Source organism: Campylobacter sp. IFREMER_LSEM_CL2194, from assembly GCF_025771685.1.
In the GTDB taxonomy this organism is placed as follows: domain Bacteria; phylum Campylobacterota; class Campylobacteria; order Campylobacterales; family Campylobacteraceae; genus Campylobacter_D.
On sequence record NZ_JAKMQS010000002.1, the window covers coordinates 69950 to 91853 of the forward strand.

Genomic DNA, 21904 nt, shown 5'->3' on the forward strand with positions numbered 1-21904 from the left:
TGTTAAGTTTAACACATTTATCAAGCTTTTGCAAGAGGTTTTCATGCAAAAAAGCTTTTCTTAGCACTATTTATCTAAAATACCACTTGCTTTTATTTGCTCAATTAAAGGATTTAAATCATAATTTTTGATTTTTTCTTCCATAATTTTAAAATACTCATCCATATTTTCAGGCGTTAAAATATTTGTTTGGTTTTTAATAGCATCAAGTTGCATTGAATTCATATCTATATTATAGTGGTTTAAGTCTTTATAATTTGCAATATCATCTGCATAATCTAAATCATCAAATCCGTATATTTTAATATTTTCAAGTGTTTTTGACTTTAAAATAATATATTTTATCAAATCTAACCATTGTTGGTAATATTGAAAATCAACTTGTGCCATCTTGTGATAAACTCTAGAATAAGTTGGTAAGATTAAAGAAAACTGAATATTTGGATACATTTTAGCATAGTTAAATATATAAATATCAATATGATTTTTTAAAACATTAAGATCTTTACTCGAATAATCATGTATGTAATTTCCATTATATAATTGCATAATTTTTTTAATATCCTCTCTAACACCCTCTTCTATATTTTTAACCCAATTTTCAATCCCTCCAAATTGTTTTTGCGCAATCGGACTTTTAATCCATTTTGGTAAATTTTCTAACTCAGTATCATCTCCAACGCATTTTTTATTACTAGAAAATTTCAATGCACAGAAAATAAATTTTTTATTAAGATAAATTTTTAAATCATTATAGATGTTTTGATCATATAAATAGCTAAAATTAGAAAAATTTTGAAATTTTATATCCATAATTGCAAATTCATCTAAAGATATTACTAAATGTTTAATAATATGTTTTTGCAATATATAATCTAAAATAATCTTTCTTTGTTCAAAAGTGCTTCCACCTATTGATAAATTAATAAATTGCCCTCCAAGTTTAGAAGTTGCTTCAAAAGATGAAGTATTTTGAAGCATTGAAGTTCCAAAAATTATAGAATCAAATTTATTGTGATCAATTATACCTTTGGAGCTAATAGTTAAATCATTGTAATATGTTTTTTTTCTAAACCAAGGTTCATGATAAAGTTGCAATGGATCATACACATAAAGTAAAACTCCTAAAAACAATATAAAAGGCAAAGGTATTAATAAAGAATAAATTACAAATTTTTTATATGATTTAAACATTTTTATCCTTAGAAATTAAAATAAATAAATTCAGTATAAGGAACTACTCCTAAAGTTATCAAAGCTATATATAAAAAAAGCATGACTAATAAAGAATTTATATAACTAGCTTTAAAATTTTCAAGTTTTTCAATACTATTTTTAAACCCAATACATAAAATCATACAAATGATAATATAAATTAAAGTTTCATTACTACCACTAATTTGCGCTAAAGATTCTTTCATTCTATGCCATTTTATTGGCAATTCCATCCAAGTTATACCAAACATAGCTTTTAAAAGATTTATAGCACCTTGAAGATTTTCGCTTCTAAAAAATATCCACGCAAGGTTAATAAAATTAAAAGTTACAAACCATACAAATATTTTATAAATAATATTTTCTTTAAATTTTGCATTTGGGGTTATAAATGAATATATTCTATGAAGCACCATAGCTAGTCCATGCAACACTCCCCATATCACAAAACCCCATCCAGCTCCATGCCATACTCCACTTACAAAAGCCACTATAAAAAGATTTCTTAAATTTATAATCTTAGAAACCCTATTACCACCCAAGGGTATATATAAATAATCTTTTAAAAATTTACCTAATGTTATATGCCATCTTCTCCAAAAATCACTTATACTTAATGCTTTATAAGGAGAGTTAAAATTAATAGGAAGTTTTATACTAAAAAATAAAGCTATACCTATAGCCATATCACAATAGCCACTAAAATCAAAATAAAGCTGAAAAGTATAAGATAAAGAAGTTGCCCAAGCTTCAAAAATATTTAAAGTACCTCCATTTTCAGCTATCTTAAATCCTGCATTAGCCCAAAGTGCAAAAGAATCAGCAATATATACTTTCTTAAATAAACCCATAGAAAATATAAATAATCCTTTAGCTATATTTTCCCAATTAATAAGAATAGAATTATTCCAAAGCATACTCTTAAATTGAGGCATCATTTCTTTATGATGCACTATTGGACCTGCTATAAGCTGAGGAAAAAATGTTATAAACAAAGCATAATCTAAAATATTTATTTTATATGCATTTTCACTTTTTAAACCTTCTATGTTTGTTCTTTTATAACAATCCACCAAAAAAGCAATTTGTTGAAAAGTAAAAAAAGATATAGCCAAAGGTAGCAATATATGCGGCAAAGGAATATTAAAATCTAGTTGGACTATTTGAAAAAATACATTAAAATTTTCTAAAAGAAAATCAGTGTATTTAAAAAAAGCAAGTAAAGCTAAATTAAAAAACACTCCGCTATAAAATAATAGCTTTACCCCCCCCCTATTAAGTAAAATTAATTTTGCAAGATAAAAATTCACGCCTATAGAAAGCAGTAAAATCAAAATATATTCAACCTTCCAAAAAGCATAAAAAAATAAACTTGCTAAAACTAAAAATAATTTTGCGCTTTGAATATGATTAAATTTTTTAAGCATATAAAATATAATTAAAACTATAGGTAAAAATATAAATATAAATTCATAAGAACTAAAAACCATTTACACTCCTGAAAAATTTTTTGCTAAATTTATTACCACTTCAGGCTTTAAATCTTTCATGCATTTATGGTGTTTTAAAGGGCAGACCTTTTGCATACAAGGCATACAAGCTAAATTTAAATGTGCTATTTTAGCATTTTCTTGCCAAGGAGAGGTTTGACTAAATTTAGTCGAGCCAAAAACGGCCACCGTTTTTACCCCATAAACTGCACCTATATGCATAGGACCACTATCGTTTGTTATGAGTAAATCAAGCATAGAAATATTTTTACATAAAGTATAAATGCTAGTTTTACCACAAAGATTTTTTGCCCTTATGCCTTCTTTTAAAAGAAAATGCTCAATTTCATTACAAATTTCTCTCTCACTTTCTACCCCAAAGATTAAAATTTGATGAGTTGAGCTAAATTCTTTTGCTACCCTTGCAAAATAGCTCGCTTCCCATCTTTTGGCACTTCCAAAATGTGCACCTGGGTTTATACCTAAAATTTTTTGAGTTGATTTTGCTTTTATAGGGAGTTTTAAAGCATTTGAAGTGGCTTTAAAATTTAAGGCTTTTTCTATGAAATTTAAGTATTTTAAGACTTGATGTTCTTCTTTTAGAATATTTTTATCAAAATAAAATCTTTTCTTTGTTTTAATTAGATTTAAAATAATCTTGCTTGAAAATGCCGAGCGAAACGAAAAAGCTAGATCAAATTTACCAAGACTTTTTCTAGCTTGTAAAATTTGTTTATATCTTTGCTTTTTATTTTCTACTAAAATTTGAGCATTTTCAAAGCGTTTAAAAAGCTCTGCACTCACAAAAGAACCATAAAAAGTAAATTTAGCTTGGGGGTATTTTTCTTTTATAGCATAAATAGCCGCACTAGCCATTACTGCATCGCCAAGCCAAGTAGGAAGGTTGATAAAAATATTCATGATTTTCCTTAAAAATAAAAGCTATAATTATATCAAAAAATAAAGAGCTAATATGAGTCAAATTTCCATCATACTACCAACTTATAATGTAGAAAAATATATAGCTAGAGCATTAGAAAGTTGTATAAATCAAACTTTTAAAGATATAGAAATCATTGTAGTAGATGATTGCGGTAATGATAAAAGTATAGATATAGCCAAAGAATATGCTAGTAAAGATGATAGAATAAAAATCATACATAATGAAGAAAATTTAGGAACCTTTGCTAGTAGAAATATAGGTGTATTAAATTCAAGCTCACCTTATATAATGTTTTTAGATCCTGATGATTATTTAGAACTTAATACTTGTGAGCTTGGTTTTGAAAAAATTAAAAATGTAGATATGGTAGTGTTTGATGCATATGTGCATAGGGTGAAATTTAAGAAATTTTATAGATTTAAGCAAGATGAATACTATAATAAAGATGATTTTTTGGAATTTTTACTTAGGCAAAAACATTTTTGTTGGAGTGTTTGGGCAAAAGTATATAAGAAAAATTTGATTTTAAAAAGCTTTGAATATGTTGATTTTAAAGAAAAACTTTGTTATGGAGAAGATGTGCTTTTTAACTATATAAATTTTATGCTAAGTGAGAGTTTTTTTGTATCGAAAGAATGCACATACCGCTATGAATTTAATGAAAATGGTAGATATGAAAACAAAAATAAAGAAATTTTATGGCAAAATTACGAGCATAAAAAGCAAAGTTTAAAATACATTAAAAAATTAGCTAATATTTTTCCACATAAGCATTTTAGTGAAAAAATATTAGAAGTTTTAGAGAAAGAAATTTTAGGATTAGAGAGTAGGATAAAATCACAACCCCCATCCATCATCTACTATTAAAGTTTGTCCTGTTATATATTTAGAATGATCTGAAATTAAAAACAGCAAAGTCCCACACACATCGTTAGGATCTAGCATTCCTTTTGAAGCACAGCATTTTCTATAAGCATTTAAAAAAATTTGTGGCTGACTATCTTTTATGCCTCCAAAAGCTATGGAATTTACTCTGATGTTGGTATTAAAAAGTTCTTTAGCAAGCCATACTCCAAGATGATTAATCCCTGCTTTGATTACACTATATTCTAGAGAACTTTGCATAGATGTGCCTTCATAGTTTTCAAATTTAGGTGCATAAACTCCCATTATTGAGCTTAAATTAATGATATTACCAAAACCTTGTTTTTTGAAAAATTTCACCATGATGTTTGCTATAAAAACAAAACTAGCCAAATGCAAATTTAAACTTTCACAAATTTGCTCATAACTTGCTTCATAATACTCAATCCTACCCCAATCCTTGCTCATAGGATAAGCACAATTTACAAACGCATCAATTCTGCCAAATTTCTCAACTGCTTCTTTTATACAATTTTCAATTGCATTTTTATCGTTTATATTCATTTTTTTACTAAAAACACGTTCTTCATTGTTTAATTCTGATTTTAAACTAGACAAGCTATCTTCGTTTATATCCACAATGATAATTTTTCCATTTTGTTCTAAACATGCCTTGCTTAAAGCACTTCCTATACGTCCACATGCTCCAGATATAAATACTACTTTATCCTTAATCATCAAAAATCTTCCTGTTTTAAATTTGATTTTTTAATTAAAAATTCAACTATTTCAAAATCAAGTTCATTATCTATATCAAAAGCTGTTTTTTCATCCATAACATACAAGCTTGTATCACTTCCAAAAACACTATTACTGCTTAAAAGCTTATTTCTTTTAAATATATAAATACTAGCATTCATATCATAACATTTTGGGCTACTTTGTCTTGTAGTAAAATTTCCTTTCTTGCTTGTATTGATTTCATTGTCATATATTTCAATAAGATTAAAATATGGATTGCGTCTTGCATTAACAGCTGTGATTAAATTACCTTTATTTTCTTTTTTAAAAAGCTCATAAGCTTTTATGATATCTAAACTACTTCTAAGTGGAGCTGAAGCATCAAGATCTATAAGTATTTCAAATTTTTTATTATAATAAGCTTCACTTTTTATCAAACAATCTCTTATAGCTGGTATTTTTGCTGCATTATCATGAGATAGCTCAGCTTCTCTTTTAAAAAAAACTTCACCACCATATTTTAAAGCAACCTTAGCTATTTCATCACTATCTGTGCTAATTACGATATGGTCAAAAAGATTAGAATTTTTAGCTTGGATAATACTATAAGCTATTAATTCTAAATCATTAATTTTTCTAATATTTTTATTTTTAACTCCCTTGCTACCGCCTCTTACACATATTGTGCATAAAATATCACTCACTTGATCTCCTTTTAGCCTCATCGCATAAATTCAAAACATCAAAAGCATTGTTAAGATTACATACATTATCATCTTTTTCTAGAACTTTTTGATGAAAGTTTGTTAAATTTTTTATAGTATCACTTTGATATTCTTTCACCTGCAAGGCATCTAATCCATAAATATATAATTTATTATCAATTAAATCTGCCTTATAAGTCTTATCTTGAGAATATAAAACAATTTCTCTTTTTGTAAATTTAGAAAAATAATCAAGTTTAATATGGATTAATTTTTCTCTAGATTTTAAAGATAAAAATGCAAAATCATCACTATTGATTTTTAACTCTGAAATTTTTAAATTTTGAGCATATAATAATTTTAATTTTTCAAAAAAATAAAATGCCAAATCAAGCTCATGAGATAAATCCAATAAAACCCCTCCACCTAATTCTTTCTTAGCGCTATAATTTTGAGTATAATCACAAGCCCTCCAATTAGGCAAATACGACGAGCAATTAAATTCAGCAAAATAGATACTATGATCATTTTGCACTATAGTTTTTATTTCTTGTATTAAAGGATGAAAACGCAATAAATAGGCAATAAAAATATAATTATCATGAGATGGATAAAAATCTTTATATTTTTCAAATAAAGGTTTTTCAACCAAAATAGTTTTTCCTTTTACATTTTTATCGATAATTTCCAAACTTTCATAATGATTTATTGTGATATTTGCAATTATAAATAAATCAAAATCTTCTAATTTTACTTTTTGCAAATCCCTAAAACACTCTAAATCATTTTCGTTATAGCTTTTTGAAACTATACTAACTTCATAACCTAAATGTTTTAAAGCTAAGTAGTGTTTTTTTCCTATACTACCAAATCCTATAATCAAAGCTTTCATTGAAAATCCACAATCGCCTTTTCATATTCTTCAAGCCTTCCTATATCAATCCAATAATCTTGTAATATATAAGAATTTATTTTTAATTTTTTATCTAACAATCGTTTAATCAAATTAGGCATATCCAAATACACATCTTTTTTGATATACTTTAAAACTTCTGGTTCTAATACATAAATTCCAGCACTAACTAAAAATTTATGCATAGGTTTTTCTTCTATATCTTTTATGTTATTATTAGAAATTTTTACAACACCATAAGGAATTTGATGCTCAAATTCTCTAAGTACCACACTCATCACTGCTTTACTTTTTTTATGTTCTTGAATAAGTTGATCAAAATCAAGTTTAGTTAAAATATCTCCATTCATAACAATAAATGAATTTTTCATATCTTTTATCAAAGACAAAGCTCCAGCGGTACCAAGCTTTTGTTCTTCTTTAATATAAGAAATTTCAACACCCCAGCTTTTGCCTTCTTGAAAATAATCACAAATAACTTCTTTTTTATAATTTACACAAAATATAAACTTTTTAAAGCCTTGTTCTTTGAAATTTAAAACAATATTTTCAAGTATTGGTTTTTTACCTATTTTTAACATAGGTTTTGGAGTATTTTTGGTAAGTTCACCCAATCTACTTCCAAGACCTCCAACCATTAGAACTACTTCATTTTCAAAACTTTTTTCTTTAAGAATTGAAGCAATAGATTTTATAGCTATAACTTCATTTTCATCATTTAAAACAGGAAAATCATAAATATCAGTTTGACTAGCTAATTTTAAAAGCTCTTCTTTGCTTGTATTTTCTTTAATAGTTAGCGAATTCTTAGTATAAATTGTTTCTATACTATCTTCAAGCTTTTTACCATTTAACAAAGCTCTTCTAATGTTAGAATCACTAATTACACCTAAAAATTTATCATTTTCTACCACCAAAGCTATTCTAACACGCTCACTACCTATAATTTTTAAAGCTTCTTGTATGCTTGCATTTTTAGCAAGTTTTAATTTTTCAATACTCATTGCATATCCACAAATTTTTTATATAAAATTTTTTCCAAAGAAATATTTTTTAAAATATCCTTTATCATTAGACTTGTATTTTTACCTTCACACTCAAAAGGATTAATGAAATTTTTTAGCTTATCTTGATATTCTTTGGTATTAACATACAAAAACGCTTGTTTTAAATGATAAATATCACAATTTATAATATTATCAGCAAAAATTCTTCCTTCTTGTCTGTTACCTATATTGATACAAGGAATTCTTAAAAAAGGACTTTCGCAAATTCCACTAGAGCTATTTCCTATAAGCGTATTTGCTATTTTCATTAAACTTAAGTATCTTTTAGAGCCCAAATTATCAAATAACTTTGCTTTATGAGATTGTTTTATACAATACTCATTTAAAAGCTCATTAACACACAAACCATTCTCATCAGCATTTGCTTTAGTAAAAATTAAAGTAGAATTTTCCAAACTATCTAAAAATTCAAGCAATAATTTTATTTCTTTTTTAACGCTTAATTTTTGTATCGTTTGAGGATGATAAGTTATTAAATATATATTTTCATCAAATATCAAATTCAATTCTTTTTGCAAATCTTCCTTGTTTAAAAAATTCATATTATTGATATTTTCTCCCCCTAGAGAACCTACATTAAAAACTCTATCTTTACTTTCTCCAAGTTGCAAAATTCTATTTGCATAAGTTTGAGTACTAGCAAAATGCAAATGCGCCATTTTACTAATAGCATGCCTAATGCTATCATCAATAGCTCCCAAGGTAAGCTCACCTCCACAAAGATGTGCTAAGGGAATTTGCATTATCAAACAAGCGCTAGCACAAGAGAGCATTTCATATCTATCGCCTAATATCACCACAATATCGGGTTTTAATTCTTCAAAAGCTTCACAAAGTGAAATTTGTAAAAGCCCCATACTTTTACAAATACCTACGCCATCATTATTATTAAGCAAAATGGGAATTTTTTTATTTACTTTAAATTCTTTTTCAATCTCTTGATAAGTAAAACCAAAATCTTGACTTAAATGAGCTGCTGTAACAATAAGCTGCAAAGTTATTTCATTATCTTGTTCAATGTATTTGCATAAATTTCTTAACAAATACCATTCAGCTCTAGTGCCACTAATAACACAAATTTTTCTATTCATCAATTAACTCATCTTCAGCATATTCTCTACTAGCAATTTTACCTAAATATTTATCATATTCCATAGCACAAATTCCATCCCCTGGTCGCTTTGTAGTAAGGTTTTCTTCGCTAAAACATTCGCCTTTTTTTATAGCTTTTTTAGCCACAAGAGACTTTCTAGCAATGACTTTATTTTTGCTTTCGCTTTTACTTGGAATTTTAATACCATCTCCAAAAGCTTGTTCTAACTCTCTTATAGATTTAATCATAGCTTTTAATTCTTCAGGTTCTAAGGATGCTTGATGATCAGGCCCTTGCATACTTTTATCTAAAGTAAAATGTTTTTCTATCACGCAAGCTCCCATAGCTACAGCTGCTATAGGTATAGTTATACCCAAAGTGTGATCAGAATATCCCACAGGCAAGCAAAAAGCTTTTTTTAAGGTTTGCATAACCCTTAAATTTACATCTTCAAAAGGCGTAGGGTATTCAGTGTTACAATGTAAAATGATGATTTTATCTCTTTGGGTTCCATTTTGCACCAAAATATCTAAAACTTTTTCAATCTCACCTAAAGTAGCCATTCCAGTTGATAAGATGATATTTTTATTAAAACTAGCAATTTTTTTTAAGTAAGGAAGGTTGGTTAATTCTCCGCTTGGAATTTTAAAAATTTCTATATCAAACTTTACAAGCAAATCAATACTTTCTAAGTCAAAAGCAGTAGAAAGAAATTTAATATTAAATTTTTTACAATGTTCTATTAAAATTTCATGATCTTGTTTAGAAAGTTCTAATTTTTTAACCATATCAAGCTGGCTTTGATTTTCATCAGTAGTTTGGAGTTGATACTCTGCTTTTTTAGCATTTTTGCTTATGCAATTTTTAGCTACAAAAGTTTGAAATTTCACAAAATCAGCCCCAGCTTCACTAGCTACTTCTATAAGCCTTTTGGCTAAATTTATATCGCCATTATGATTAACTCCAGCTTCTGCTATAACAAGGGTTTTATTGTATTTCATTTTTTAATTTATATTCTCCAAATTCATTCTTATAAAATAACTCTTTATTATAATGCTTTTCTACTATACTCCAAAATTTAGATTTTGAAATACCTAAAAAACTACAAAAATCTTCTATGCATTTATTATCCAAATTATGATCTTTTTGTTTTACTATTTTTACAGCTTCATCTCTGCTTAAAAGTCCATATCTTACAAATCTAGCTGCATAATCACTAGCCATAGCATGAGCAAACTTTGGATATTTCATCCAAGCATGTACAATATAAGCTATGCTATCTATTTGATCAAAATTTTCGGCGCAATGAGCTCTATCCCACTCTCCATTTAAATCACTAAATCCTCTACTTTTAGCGAACACATAATTAGAATAAGAATTCCATTTAATAAAATAGCTTAAATATATCGGATGGAGTTTATTGATATCATCTTTTTTTGGATCAAAAAATAATTGCAAATTCTCCTCTTTTACATCTTCATCTATAAACTCACTAATATCCAAATCACTTGCTACCCCATTTAAAAAAATACCACTTGCATCAGGAGTTTCTATATTACCATTCCCGCCATATTCATATGAAATATTTTCCCCATAGACAAGTAAAGGTGTGTTAAATTTCAAAGCCATAGCAAAAGGGTAAGAATAGATTAATCTATCTATAAACCAGGTAGGTTTTCCATACTTTTCAAAGGTTTTCAACATAACTTTTTTTTGAGTTTTTATATCAGGTTTTAAGCTTATAAGATGACAGCCAAATTCTTCAGAAATATTTTTTAAATTTTTCTTCCCAGCTTCAGTCATAGTAAAATTATCTTCTACGCTAAATAGAATAGGATTCATTCCTAATTTTTCTTTCATAATATGTACTTGAAAATGAGAATCTTTGCCTCCACTTACCGCAATAGCACAATCATACTCATACTTACCATTCATTCTTCTATATTTATCACAAAGTTTTTCTAATTCTTTAAATCTAGCTTCATAATCAATATTTTCTTTATTTTTATGATTTACACAAGCTGAACAAATATTTTTACCATTTTTATCTTTACTAAATTTTATCCCTGGTCTCGTATCTGGCATTACACAATAATCACAATATTTCATCATTATACTCCTTTCATATATACTATACTATCTTCGCCTAAAATACTACCATGTTTTAAATGAGTATTTGACCCTAAAAAACTATGCTGCTTTATCAAACAACCCCCATTAACAACACTAGCTGTACTAATATGACAAAAATTTTCAATTATAGCATCATGTTCAACCAATGCCTTTGAATTTATTATACAACCTTTACCTATCTTGACATTTGTATTTACCAAGGCATGATGCATTATTATACTCGCCTCGTCAATAAAAGATCTTTTTGATACATGCGCAAGTGGTGAAATAATAGTTGGCAATCTAAAACCTATAGTTTTTAACTTATCATAAATTTGCACTCTCGGCAATGAAGTTTTAATTTGTCCAATACCAATTAAGGCATATTTATATTCTTTAAATAATTTTTTTAAATCATCATCATTCCCAAGCAATGGATAATACACACTTTGTATATCATTATCCACAAAACCAGCAATTTCAAATTTACCTTCAAGCTCTATAACATCCATACATGCTCTTGCATGTCCTCCAGCTCCAATAATGATTATTTTTTCTTTCACAAGAATCCTAAATATTATAAATATCACTTTTATATTTTTTTAAATTTAAAGGATTACTAAACCACTCTATAGTCTGAGCTAAACCTTTTTCTATATCATATTGTGGCGAAAAGCTAGTAAGGCTTTTAATCTTGCTATTGTCACACCATAGCCTAAATACTTCACTATTTTCGGGTCTAACGCGTTCATTTTCTGTGATAAATTCTACATTTGATTTCATAAGTTTTTTAATGAGTTCTAAAGTATCTTTTATGCTTATTTCATAATTTGATCCTATATTTACCGCTTCACCTATAGCCTTTTGGCATTTAGCTAACTCTAAAAACCCTAAACAAGTATCTTTTACATAATTAAAATCTCTAGTAGGACTTACATCTCCAAGCTTTATTTGTTTGGCTCCATTTGCAATTTGAGTGATAATAGTTGGGATCACCGCTCTTGCACTTTGCCTTGGGCCATAGGTATTAAAAGGTCTTGCTATGGTCAGTGGGAGATTGAAAGCATTGTAAAAACTCATCGCCATAGCATCAGCACCTATTTTGCTTGCTGAATATGGACTTTGTGCTTGCAAAGGATGTTTTTCATCAATAGGTACATATAAAGCTGTACCATAAACCTCGCTTGTACTTGTGTGAATAATACGCTTTACATTATTTTCTAATGCACTTTGGCAGATATTTAAAGTACCCTTTATATTAACATCTACATAACTATCTGGAGCAACATAAGAAAAAGGTATGGCTATTAAAGCTGCTAAATGAAAGATAATTTCTACATCTTTAGTGATATTTTTACAAAAATGTGGATCTCTAATATCTCCACAAACCACTTCAATATCATCTAAACACTCTATATCTTCAAGCCAACCCCAATAATTAAAAGAATTATACTGACTTAAAGCTTTAATTTTATAGCCATAGAACAAGGAATCTTTGTCTTTACTTTGCGTATAAAGCATTTCAACTAAATGCGAACCTATAAAACCATCTGCACCTGTGACTAGTATATTCTTACCCATAACTCTTCTTTAAATATTTTACTAAATTTGCTTTTTACGAATTATATTATATAATAAAAATAAAAATAAAAATAAAAATAAGGTAAATAATGAAGAAAATAATCCTAATAGATCTAGATTTACAGTTAATAGAACAATTTTTATCTTTTAACAAACATATTAAGATAGAGATGTTAATTACCAATGACATAAAAAAAGCTAAGGAAAAGTATAAAGGGTTTGTAAATTTTTTTTATCCACAAGGACAAACCAGAGAAAAAATAAATAACATTCATAAAATAAATTATAATTTAAAATATGATGAAATATTAAAATTTAGATCAACTCAATATAAAATTGAAAAATATTACCATAGATATTATCTAGATACCGGTGTAATACAAAATTTATATTATAAAGCGCTTTCTTTTTGGCTTGATTATTTTAATAACAACCACATTGATATGATATTTTCCGATCAAATAGAACATGGTGGTGACTGGGATAGTATTCCTTTTGATATTGCTTTAAAACATAACATCCCAGTTTATCTACTATCAATATCTAGTGATTTTAACAATCAACAAATCTATCAACTATTACATTTAAATAGTCATAGTTTTAAAAACATAAAAAATATCAACAAAACTAAAGTAAACCTCTATAATTTTTTTAACAATTCAACATCAAATAAAAAAATAGGAATTAAAAATCCTTTAAAATATTTTTATAAAACAAAAATAAAAACCCTACCTAGGATAATTCAAAGAAAATTAGGAGGTATATATTCAGAGTATAACTTAATTAAAAACAAAGAAATGTTTTTTCTTTCAAAATATGAAATATATAGACAGTCTATATATATCAATAATCTTCGAAAAATATATAAGAAAATTTCACAAAAAGCTGATTTTAAAGACAATTATATATATTTTCCATTACATTTGGAACCAGAAGCTTCAATTATGAACAGAACAACACTATCATCTCAATTGTTTATTATTGAACTCTTATCAAGTTTATTGCCTAAAAATTGGAAAATCTACATTAAAGAACATCCTCATCAATTTTTTTACTATGAAAACGAATTGCCATATTTAAATAATATTCACTATTTTAGAAGCTTAAAATTTTATGAATTTTTAGAACAGATACCAAATGTAAAGATTATAGACATAGATGCAAACTCCACTGAACTTATAAAATATTCTAAAGCTACATGCGCAATAGCTGCAACATCTCTAATAGAAGCAGTTCTATTAAAAAAACCTATTATAAATTTTGGTGAAAATACTAATTTTATTGAATTACTCAATGAGTGTTTTAATATTCGTTCTAAAGAAGATTTGACAAAAGCTATTGATAAAATTCAAAAAAATTTTATTCCTAAATATGATGACCTAGATTATGTTTTAGAAAACTACACTTTTCTCCAAACAAATAATACAAAAGAAATACAAGATATAATACAAATTCTTTTATAATTTCTTAATATATAAATAATTTCTAAAAATCACATATCTGATTTTAGAAATTTTATAAGGTTTTAATAATTGCAATTTCTCTTTAATATACAAAGGATCTTTATCGAATTTTTCAACCTTAAATGCATTTTTTATATAAAAATATAAAATAGCTTTTTTTAAAAACAAAGAGATGGTTTTATCTTGATAACTATTAATAAAATTAATTAGCTCTAAGGCTATTAACACCCAACTAGAATATCTAAAATATTCCTTTGCTAAAAATGCATCTCCATTAAAAGCATCTAATATATTTCTAAAATGAGGAAGTATGTTATCTTTAATGATTATCTTATCTTGATTTGTTGATGAATTTGTTCGAATTCTGTAATAATAAAATACTTTAGGATAAACATAAATACTCTTAGCTTGCGAAAAAAGCAAAATTCCAAATAAATGATCTTCGGCAAAAATACCATCTTTAAATTTTATTTTATTATTTTTTATATGGTTAAAATTTATCATACCCGAACAAACAAAAGAAAAATCTTTCATCTTGCTTCTTGCTAAATATCGCAACCATTCTAACGAAGTAATCTTTTTTTCTTGTTTTATATTAATGTCTTTTAGCCTACTACTTTGACTTTGATTTTTACAAGATATTTCATAGTATTTTGCCTCATCAAACCACAACACTTCTACCCCATCCATTCTAGGTACACATTCTTCTATGCAATTTAATTCCCAATAATCATCAGAATCTAAAAAGATAATATAATCTATACTAGGATAAGTAAAGCTAGTTAAATCTTGTTCATCATTAAAAGCTTTATAGCTTTTATATACAGTATATATTTCATAAGGATTATTACCTTCTATGCTAAATTCTATTAAAGAATTTTCTTTTATAGTTTGAGTTTTGTTTTTGAGTTTATATTCTCCACTAAAATATTCTATACCTACATTTCTAGCTGTACTTTGTCCACCATTTTTTTTATCAAAAAGAGTAATTCTTTTATCTTTTAGAGTATATTCTTTTGCAATATTAAGTGAGTTTTCATCTGTACTACCATCATTTACTAGTATGATTTCTAATTTAGTATAAGTTTGATTGATTACACTATCTAAACATTCTTTTAGATATTTTTCTACATTGTATATGGGGATTACTACACCTATGGTTTTCATATATACATAACCTTAATTATTTTTGATATTATATCAAAAAACTTTTTAGGAATATATATGCAAATTCAACAAAATAGCCCTTTATTTTATAATAATTTAACAAAAAAACTAAGCTCATTTATACCCATAAAATCAACAAGAAGAAAATTAAGAAATCATATCCAATATAAGTTAGAACACCCTAAAGTAGCTAGTTATCTTTCAAGTAACTATATCAATCCTTTTTTAGAAGGAAAAATTCCTCATTTTGATTTTGAAAAAAAACATCATTTTAAAAACGATAAAATTATTTGGCAATTTTGGTACCAAGGTAAAGATCAAGCTTCACCTATGATACAACAATGTTTCAATTCAGTGCAAAGTCAAATGAAAGATGACTACACAATTATCATTTTAGATAAAGATAATATAAAAGAGTATATTGATTTTCCACCATATGTTATAGAAAAATTAGAAAATAATTTTTTTGGAGAAAAAACTATAACTTTTTTTTCAGATCTTTTAAGAGTATGCTTGCTTGCAACTTATGGTGGTATATGGTGTGATGCAAGTATATTTTTAAGTTCTAAAATTCCTAGTGAGCTTTGTGATAAAGATTTTTTTACCTTTGAAAGATCAAAAACAAAACCTAGTAAAGAAAAATTGAAAAAATTTATCAAAAGTGGATATTTTTCTTATGGATATTTTAATTGGAATGATGATTTTAAGGTTAAAATGCTAAATAGTTTTATAATCTCAAAATCTCATCATAAAAATATCCAAGCTATGAAAGACATACTTATATACTATTGGTCAAATGAGAAAAATTCTAATAACTTTTATTATTTTACTTTTCAAATTATCTTTGAACTTTTAAAAGAACATGGCTTTATAAATGATACTTATAAAAACATGAGCGATATAGAATGTCATTTATTGCAATTTAGCGCCAAAGAAAAATTTAATTCAACTCTTTGGGAAGAAATTCAAAAACAAAGTTTTTTACACAAACTCACGCATTTTAAATCTATAAAAAAAGATTCAATGATAGATAAAATCATCTTGCAAAGTTGATTTTATCTAAAAATACCTTTTATTTTTTGGCAAATTTTCCAAAGATCATAAGGGATTTTTGTCTGGATAAAAGGTTTGATTATAGGTAATTTTTCCTTTAAATTTAAAGGATCTTTTTTAAATTTTTTAATCATCAAAGCCTTTTTTACGTAAAAAGGCAAAAAAGCCTCTTTTATGGCTTGAGAATTTTCACTTTTTTGATCTTTAAAAAATTCTATCAACTCCAAAGCTGTTATCATCCTACTTGCTGCTTTTAAATAGTTTTTTGCCTCTTTAGCATTTTCTCCAAAAAATTCATACAAGTCTTTAAAATACTCTGACACATTTGCCTTTGTAACTTTTTTATCATGATTTGATATACTATTTGCCCTCAAACGGCATAAGTACAATCTTTTTGGTAAAATATAGATACTATCAGCACTCGCAAACAAAACCATGCCAAAATGAATATCTTCATTGATGATTTTGTTGATAAATTTAAGTTTTAATTGTTTTAAAAATGAAAAATCTATCATACCACCCCAGCTAAACGAGATATCCCTCGAACCTACTTTTATAGCTTGCTTAGCATAGTCTCTTGGAGTGATAGTGCATTCTTGAGTAAAATTAAATATATTCATCCTTGTTTTTTGACCCTTATCTTCTATACCATCATCATAAATACAAGCATGGTCAAACCATAATACATCTACATTTTGCATTCTTACAACACACTCTTCTATGCAGTTTAACTCCCAATAATTATCAGAATCTAAAAAGATAATATAATCGATCTTTGGAATTTCTAATTTACTATCAACTAAAACATTTTTGTACTTATAAATTTTATAAATATTTTGTGGGTTATTACCAACAATCTTAAAAACATTTAATTCATTTTCATTTTCAATATATTGTGTTTTATATTCGCCATAAAAAAATTCTATACCTACATTTCTAGCACTGCTTAAACCACCATTTTTTTTATCAAAAAAAGTGATTCTTTTATCTTTTAAAGTGTATTCTTTTGCAATATTAAGTGAGTTTTCATCTGTACTACCATCATTTACTAGTATAATTTCTAAGTTAGTATAAGTTTGATTGATTACACTATCTAAACATTCTTTTAGATATTTTTCTACATTATATATGGGGATTACTACGCCTACTTTTTTCATGCTTTATCTCCAAGTTATTTTTTTATTTTTTATAGTTTCAAGATAAATTTGATGATTAATCTCAAGCATATTTTTGCTATTTTCTTCATGGTAGATATGATAAGCTAAAGCATTAAATTTAAGCCTTTTAAACACTCCATTATTAAATAAAAATCTAGCTACAAACTCACTATCTTCCCTACCCCAGCCTATAAATTTTTCATTAAATCCCTCAATGGCTTCAAAATCACTTTTATAAAAACTCATATTGCAAGTTTTACTACCTTTAACAAGTTGTGATTTTTTAAAAAATTTCTTAGTTAGCTTTGAAAATTTATATACACATTTAGCTAAAAAAGCATTTCTTTGATTTTTAAAACCTTTTTTATCAAATGCCAAACTAAAATCATTTTTGCTTAAAAGTTCTTTACTTTCATTTTCATTTAAAATAGTTCTTGAGCCTTGCAAAATAGTCTTTAAACTAGCAAATTTTAAATGATCATTAATGAAGTTTTTTTCTAAAATCATATCACCATCGATTAAGATAATATATTCGCTATTAGAAGCATTAATTGCCTTATTGCGACTTGCCGCAGCACGAAATCCCTCATCTTCTTGCCAAATATGCTCTAACTTACAAGGAAAATCCTTTTGATAAGCTTGTATAAGCTTAGCCGTATCTTCCTTGCTTCCATCATCAGCTATTAAAACCTCATCTGGTAAAGGCTCTAAGTTTTTAACACTATCAAGCACCAAAGCAAGCCTTTCTTTTTGATTATAGGTTGTGATGATTAAAGCACAAGTTTTTGGCTTTTGCTTTTTAAGTTCATACAATTTCATATATTTAAAAAAAGCTCCAAGACCATTACAAGCACTTATGATAAAGCCTTTATAACCATAAAAAATTCCCTTTTTTAAAACATAATTTCTAAAAAAAGTCCAAATTCCTCTTAATAATGCTTTGCAAACACCACTTTCTTTGTGTAAATTTTGCAAAGCCCAAAGTTTAGAATATTTTTGAAGCTTATCTAACAAACTATCGATATCCTCAAAAGCAAAATGCCTCAAACCATTTTGCAACTTAATCTTTTTGCTATCTTCATGTAAAATCAAACTCTCATGCACCAAATTTTCATTAAAACTAGTATGGGTTTTATTAAACACTCGCATTACATGATCAGGCCACCACCCACAAGCTTTAATCCACTCTCCATTGTATAAATTTTCTCTTGGTAAGGCCATAATATCTTCTTTATTAGGCTCAATTTGCCCTAATTCTTGTAAAAATTCTTTCTTAGCAAGCTCATCTGCATCAATATTAAAAATCCAATCATTGCTAGCATAACTTATGGCTAAATTTTTCAAAGGTCCAAAACCTATAAATTTATGCTGATAAACCTTGATATTTTTATAACTTTTACTAAACTCATAAGCAATTTTTAAAGTATCATCATTGCTATCATTTTCTATCAAAACTATCTCGCCAAATTCTTGCAAAGATTCCAAGCAAGCTTCTAAAGTTTTTTGAGCATTTTTAACAATCATTATCACACTAATTTGCTTTAAATCCATTTTATATCCTATAAATATAATTCATGATTGTATCTTTTAAATCTCTTATGAAAGAAAAAATACTCATCAGGTTTAAATTTAATCATCTCTTCACAACACTTTGCTTGATACTTAGTAAGCTCTTCTATACTTACCTTACTTGCATCTAAAGCCTTAAAAGTTTTTACAAAAAATTTCCCATCTTTTTGATACACAAAACAAGGTAAAATCATAGCATTTGTTTTTTTAGCAAGCACACTTGCACCTGCTATAAAATTTACTTCTTGGTTAAAATATTGTATTTTTACACTTTCACCATCTACCGCATCTTGATCGGTTAAAATTCCAAGCGATCTGCCTTCTTTTAAGGCTTTTAGCATTTTTTTAAGCCCGCCTTTTTTTTCTATAAGTTCTATGTTAAATTGTGTGCGATTTTTACTTAAAATTTTATCCATTACCATACTATCAAGCGCTCTTCCAACTATGGAAATTCCTTGAAATTTAGCTCCAAAAGATAAAGCCAAAAGTTCCCAGTTACCATAATGAGCCGTAGTTACGATTAAGGGTCTTTTACTTTGCATTATATTTAAAATTTGCTCCTCATCATCAAAGCAAATTTTATTGATGATTTCTTCTTTGCTTGCATTTTGATTTTTGATAAAATCAATCCCAAATTTAGCAAAATTTTTATAGATATTATGGCTAGTTTCATCACGCCATTTTTGATCTTTTTCAGGAAAGCAAATTTTTAAGTTTGTATCAATGATTTTGCGGTGTTTGTGATTTAATTTATAAGTGATTAAGGCAACTAAATTTGTAAAAGAGTTTAAAAGCTTTGAGGGTAAAATCTTCACAAGAGCTTTTAGTATATAAAAAAGGCTTAGATATATATAATTTATCATTTTTCTAAAAGCTCACAAGCAAGTTTAAAAATATCTTTTTCATCGATATTTTGTATGCAAAAATCACTCTTATCTATATGTTTTGAATGCAGTATTTTTTTACCTGCATTGATTGTTTTGTTGATATTTGTTTCATAAGCATTTCTTTGACTAGGAGTAGCGCCAAAAATCGTTATAGAAGGCTTGTTTAATGCAAAGGCTAAGTGAGTAGGCCCGCTATCATTTCCGATAATCAAATCACTTGCCTTAGTTAAAGCACAAAGCTCACTTAAGCTTAATTTTGGCGCAAGTTCTATTTTCAAATGTTTTAAATTTAAAACTATATCTTTAGCAAAATTAAACTCATTAACATTGCCCCAACCAAGCATGATTTTTGCACTAGTAAAATACTCTAAAAGCATTCTACAAAGTAGTATCAAACGCTCTTTTGGGTAAATTTTATTAGGCATAGATGAGCCTACATGTATGAGTATATTTGGCGCACTTTCACTTAAAGAAAGCCTTTGTTCTAAGCTTTCTTTTAACTCATCATCTACACTAAAACAACTTTGTTTTAACTCTATATCACTATGATCAAAATGCTCATTTAATACATAAGCCACCAAAGAAAGATTACGCACGATAATATTTTCTTCATAATTACACGCAAATTTATGCGTATAAAAATTGCTCGCAAAACCCTCTTTGATACTTTCTTGATCAAAACCAAAAGTATTGGCACATAAAAATTTACTCACTAAAGCAGATTTAATCAAACCTTGCAAGTCAATCACAACATCATATTTATTTTGCCTAGCTTCAAAAAGCATAGCAAAAACTTCTTTGAATTTTCTATCTTTTAAAGGCAGAGCATACACTTCATTGATCATTGGATGATCTTGCAATAATCCTGCAAATCTTGCATCTACAAACCAATCAATACTCGCCTTAGGATAATGCTTTTTAATAAATTGTAAAACAATTACCGCATGGATGATATCTCCAAGTGCGGATAACTTAACCAAACCTATTTTCATATGCTACTTTATTTTTAAATTTTCTGTTATGATTTTAACAAAGATTTTTTTAAAAAAAGGTTTATCATGCAAGAATATATTTGCGTTTTTGATTGTGAGAGTATTCCTGATGTAGAATTGATAAAACATCTTTATGATTTTAATGGCGATGATTTAAGCATTAGCAAGCAAGCTTTAGAAAGACAAAAAGAAGAAAGCGGAAGTGAATTTTTACCCCTGCCTTTTCATAAAGTTGTAAGCATTTGTGCAGTGATTGCAGATAAATTTGGAAATTTCATCAAAGTCAATAAAATCAAAGGTGAAAATGAAAAGCAAATGTTAGAAGAGTTTTTTAACTTCATAGACAAGCACCAACCCCGCCTTGTAAGTTTTAATGGTAAAAGCTATGACATGCCTTTGCTTATTATAAGAGCATTAAAATACAATATCAACGCAAGTGCTTATTTAGACGCAAGCGATAAATGGAATAACTACAAAAGTAAATTTGTAGAAAATAAACATTGTGATTTATTAGAATCTTTAGGAAGTTTTGGCCAAAAAGGCTTAAGACTTGACACACTTTGTGCTATGGCAGGACTTCCTGGAAAGTTTGATGTGCATGGAAATGAAGTATTAGAACTTTTTTATCAAAACAAATTAGAAAAAATTCACGAGTATTGCGAGAGTGATGTGTTAAACACCTATATGCTATTTTTAAAATACGAACTCATCAAAGCTAATTTAACCCAAGAAGATTATCTTAATATTTTAGAAAATTTCAAAGAAGAACTTTTGCAAAAACATAGTGATAAAAGCTATCAAGAGCCATTTTTAGAAGCCATAGAAAAAGAAAAGAGCAAGTTTTAAATTAATTAAGAAAAGTATATTAAAATAACTATTATTAAATATCACAA

The 21904-nt window shown here is 27.1% G+C and carries 20 protein-coding genes and 1 pseudogene; 4 read left to right on the plus strand and 17 right to left on the minus strand.

What is annotated here, in order from left to right; genetic code table 11:
• Positions 1-66: 66 nt before the first annotated feature.
• From L8V79_RS01380 to waaF, 3 genes are read right to left on the minus strand one after another with little or no spacing between them, the layout of a single operon-like run.
• A complete protein-coding gene (locus L8V79_RS01380; protein ID WP_263702219.1) occupies positions 67-1194 on the minus strand; it encodes a hypothetical protein in 1128 nt (375 codons plus the stop codon).
• Between the two features lie 8 nt (positions 1195-1202).
• A complete protein-coding gene (locus tag L8V79_RS01385; protein ID WP_263702220.1) occupies positions 1203-2705 on the minus strand; it encodes an MBOAT family O-acyltransferase in 1503 nt (500 codons plus the stop codon).
• Positions 2706-3626 carry a lipopolysaccharide heptosyltransferase II gene (gene waaF / locus L8V79_RS01390; protein WP_263702221.1) on the minus strand — a complete coding sequence of 307 codons (921 nt, stop codon included), beginning with the start codon at positions 3624-3626 and terminating at the stop codon, positions 2706-2708.
• A gap of 52 nt (positions 3627-3678) precedes the next feature.
• Between waaF and L8V79_RS01395 the strand changes: the two genes are divergently transcribed.
• Positions 3679-4515 (plus strand): glycosyltransferase family 2 protein, encoded by an 837-nt coding sequence (locus tag L8V79_RS01395; protein WP_263702222.1) that lies wholly within the window; start codon positions 3679-3681, stop codon positions 4513-4515.
• Here L8V79_RS01395 and L8V79_RS01400 read toward each other — a convergent pair.
• Genes L8V79_RS01400 through L8V79_RS01440 form a run of 9 tightly spaced genes read right to left on the minus strand, consistent with a single transcriptional unit; the run spans position 4486 to position 12723 of the window.
• On the minus strand, positions 4486-5250 hold the full coding sequence (locus L8V79_RS01400; protein ID WP_263702223.1) for an oxidoreductase: 765 nt from the start codon (positions 5248-5250) through the stop codon (positions 4486-4488). The two genes, L8V79_RS01395 and L8V79_RS01400, sit on opposite strands and share 30 nt — an antisense overlap.
• Positions 5250-5957, minus strand: a complete 708-nt coding sequence (locus L8V79_RS01405) for an acylneuraminate cytidylyltransferase family protein (protein ID WP_263702224.1) — start codon at positions 5955-5957, stop codon at positions 5250-5252. The genes L8V79_RS01400 and L8V79_RS01405 overlap by 1 nt, the downstream gene beginning before the upstream one ends.
• Positions 5950-6849, minus strand: a complete 900-nt coding sequence (locus tag L8V79_RS01410; protein WP_263702225.1) for a Gfo/Idh/MocA family protein — start codon at positions 6847-6849, stop codon at positions 5950-5952. Before L8V79_RS01410 ends, L8V79_RS01405 begins: the two co-directional genes overlap by 8 nt.
• Complete coding sequence (locus L8V79_RS01415) at positions 6846-7874, minus strand: nucleotidyltransferase family protein (protein WP_263702226.1); 1029 nt, start codon at positions 7872-7874, stop codon at positions 6846-6848. The genes L8V79_RS01410 and L8V79_RS01415 overlap by 4 nt, the downstream gene beginning before the upstream one ends.
• A complete protein-coding gene (gene neuC / locus L8V79_RS01420) occupies positions 7871-9031 on the minus strand; it encodes a UDP-N-acetylglucosamine 2-epimerase (RefSeq protein ID WP_263702227.1) in 1161 nt (386 codons plus the stop codon). Before neuC ends, L8V79_RS01415 begins: the two co-directional genes overlap by 4 nt.
• Entirely contained in the window at positions 9021-10031 is a 1011-nt protein-coding gene (neuB, locus tag L8V79_RS01425) for an N-acetylneuraminate synthase (RefSeq protein ID WP_263702228.1), read from the minus strand. The genes neuC and neuB overlap by 11 nt, the downstream gene beginning before the upstream one ends.
• The gene (locus tag L8V79_RS01430; protein ID WP_263702273.1) at positions 10018-11139 is read right to left on the minus strand and encodes an N-acetyl sugar amidotransferase; all 1122 of its coding nucleotides are present in this window, start codon (positions 11137-11139) and stop codon (positions 10018-10020) included. Before L8V79_RS01430 ends, neuB begins: the two co-directional genes overlap by 14 nt.
• Before the next feature lie 2 nt (positions 11140-11141).
• Entirely contained in the window at positions 11142-11705 is a 564-nt protein-coding gene (locus L8V79_RS01435; RefSeq protein ID WP_263702229.1) for an acetyltransferase, read from the minus strand.
• Between the two features lie 7 nt (positions 11706-11712).
• The gene (locus L8V79_RS01440) at positions 11713-12723 is read right to left on the minus strand and encodes an NAD-dependent 4,6-dehydratase LegB (protein WP_263702230.1); all 1011 of its coding nucleotides are present in this window, start codon (positions 12721-12723) and stop codon (positions 11713-11715) included.
• Between the two features lie 89 nt (positions 12724-12812).
• Here L8V79_RS01440 and L8V79_RS01445 point away from each other — a divergent pair, with 89 nt between their 5' ends.
• The gene (locus L8V79_RS01445; RefSeq protein WP_263702231.1) at positions 12813-14186 is read left to right on the plus strand and encodes a hypothetical protein; all 1374 of its coding nucleotides are present in this window, start codon (positions 12813-12815) and stop codon (positions 14184-14186) included.
• Here L8V79_RS01445 and L8V79_RS01450 read toward each other — a convergent pair.
• Complete coding sequence (locus L8V79_RS01450) at positions 14181-15353, minus strand: glycosyltransferase family 2 protein (RefSeq protein WP_263702232.1); 1173 nt, start codon at positions 15351-15353, stop codon at positions 14181-14183. The two genes, L8V79_RS01445 and L8V79_RS01450, sit on opposite strands and share 6 nt — an antisense overlap.
• Before the next feature lie 57 nt (positions 15354-15410).
• On the opposite strand from L8V79_RS01450, the gene L8V79_RS01455 reads away from it, so the two are divergent.
• Positions 15411-16406, plus strand: coding sequence for a capsular polysaccharide synthesis protein (locus L8V79_RS01455; protein WP_263702233.1), 996 nt, complete (start codon positions 15411-15413; stop codon positions 16404-16406).
• On the opposite strand, the pseudogene L8V79_RS01460 reads toward L8V79_RS01455, so the two are convergent.
• The 4 genes and pseudogenes from L8V79_RS01460 to waaC all read right to left on the minus strand — a co-directional run bounded on the left by L8V79_RS01460 (position 16390) and on the right by waaC (position 21011).
• Positions 16390-17563: pseudogene (locus tag L8V79_RS01460) on the minus strand (glycosyltransferase family 2 protein). The gene L8V79_RS01455 and the pseudogene L8V79_RS01460 sit on opposite strands and share 17 nt — an antisense overlap.
• Positions 17564-17566: 3 nt before the next feature.
• Complete coding sequence (locus tag L8V79_RS01465) at positions 17567-19114, minus strand: glycosyltransferase family 2 protein (protein WP_263702234.1); 1548 nt, start codon at positions 19112-19114, stop codon at positions 17567-17569.
• Positions 19115-19122: 8 nt separating this feature from the next.
• A complete protein-coding gene (locus L8V79_RS01470) occupies positions 19123-19995 on the minus strand; it encodes a lipid A biosynthesis lauroyl acyltransferase (RefSeq protein ID WP_263702235.1) in 873 nt (290 codons plus the stop codon).
• Complete coding sequence (waaC, locus tag L8V79_RS01475; protein ID WP_214124979.1) at positions 19992-21011, minus strand: lipopolysaccharide heptosyltransferase I; 1020 nt, start codon at positions 21009-21011, stop codon at positions 19992-19994. Before waaC ends, L8V79_RS01470 begins: the two co-directional genes overlap by 4 nt.
• A 66-nt stretch (positions 21012-21077) precedes the next feature.
• Here waaC and L8V79_RS01480 point away from each other — a divergent pair, with 66 nt between their 5' ends.
• Positions 21078-21857, plus strand: a complete 780-nt coding sequence (locus L8V79_RS01480) for a 3'-5' exonuclease (protein ID WP_263702236.1) — start codon at positions 21078-21080, stop codon at positions 21855-21857.
• Positions 21858-21904: the final 47 nt, after the last annotated feature.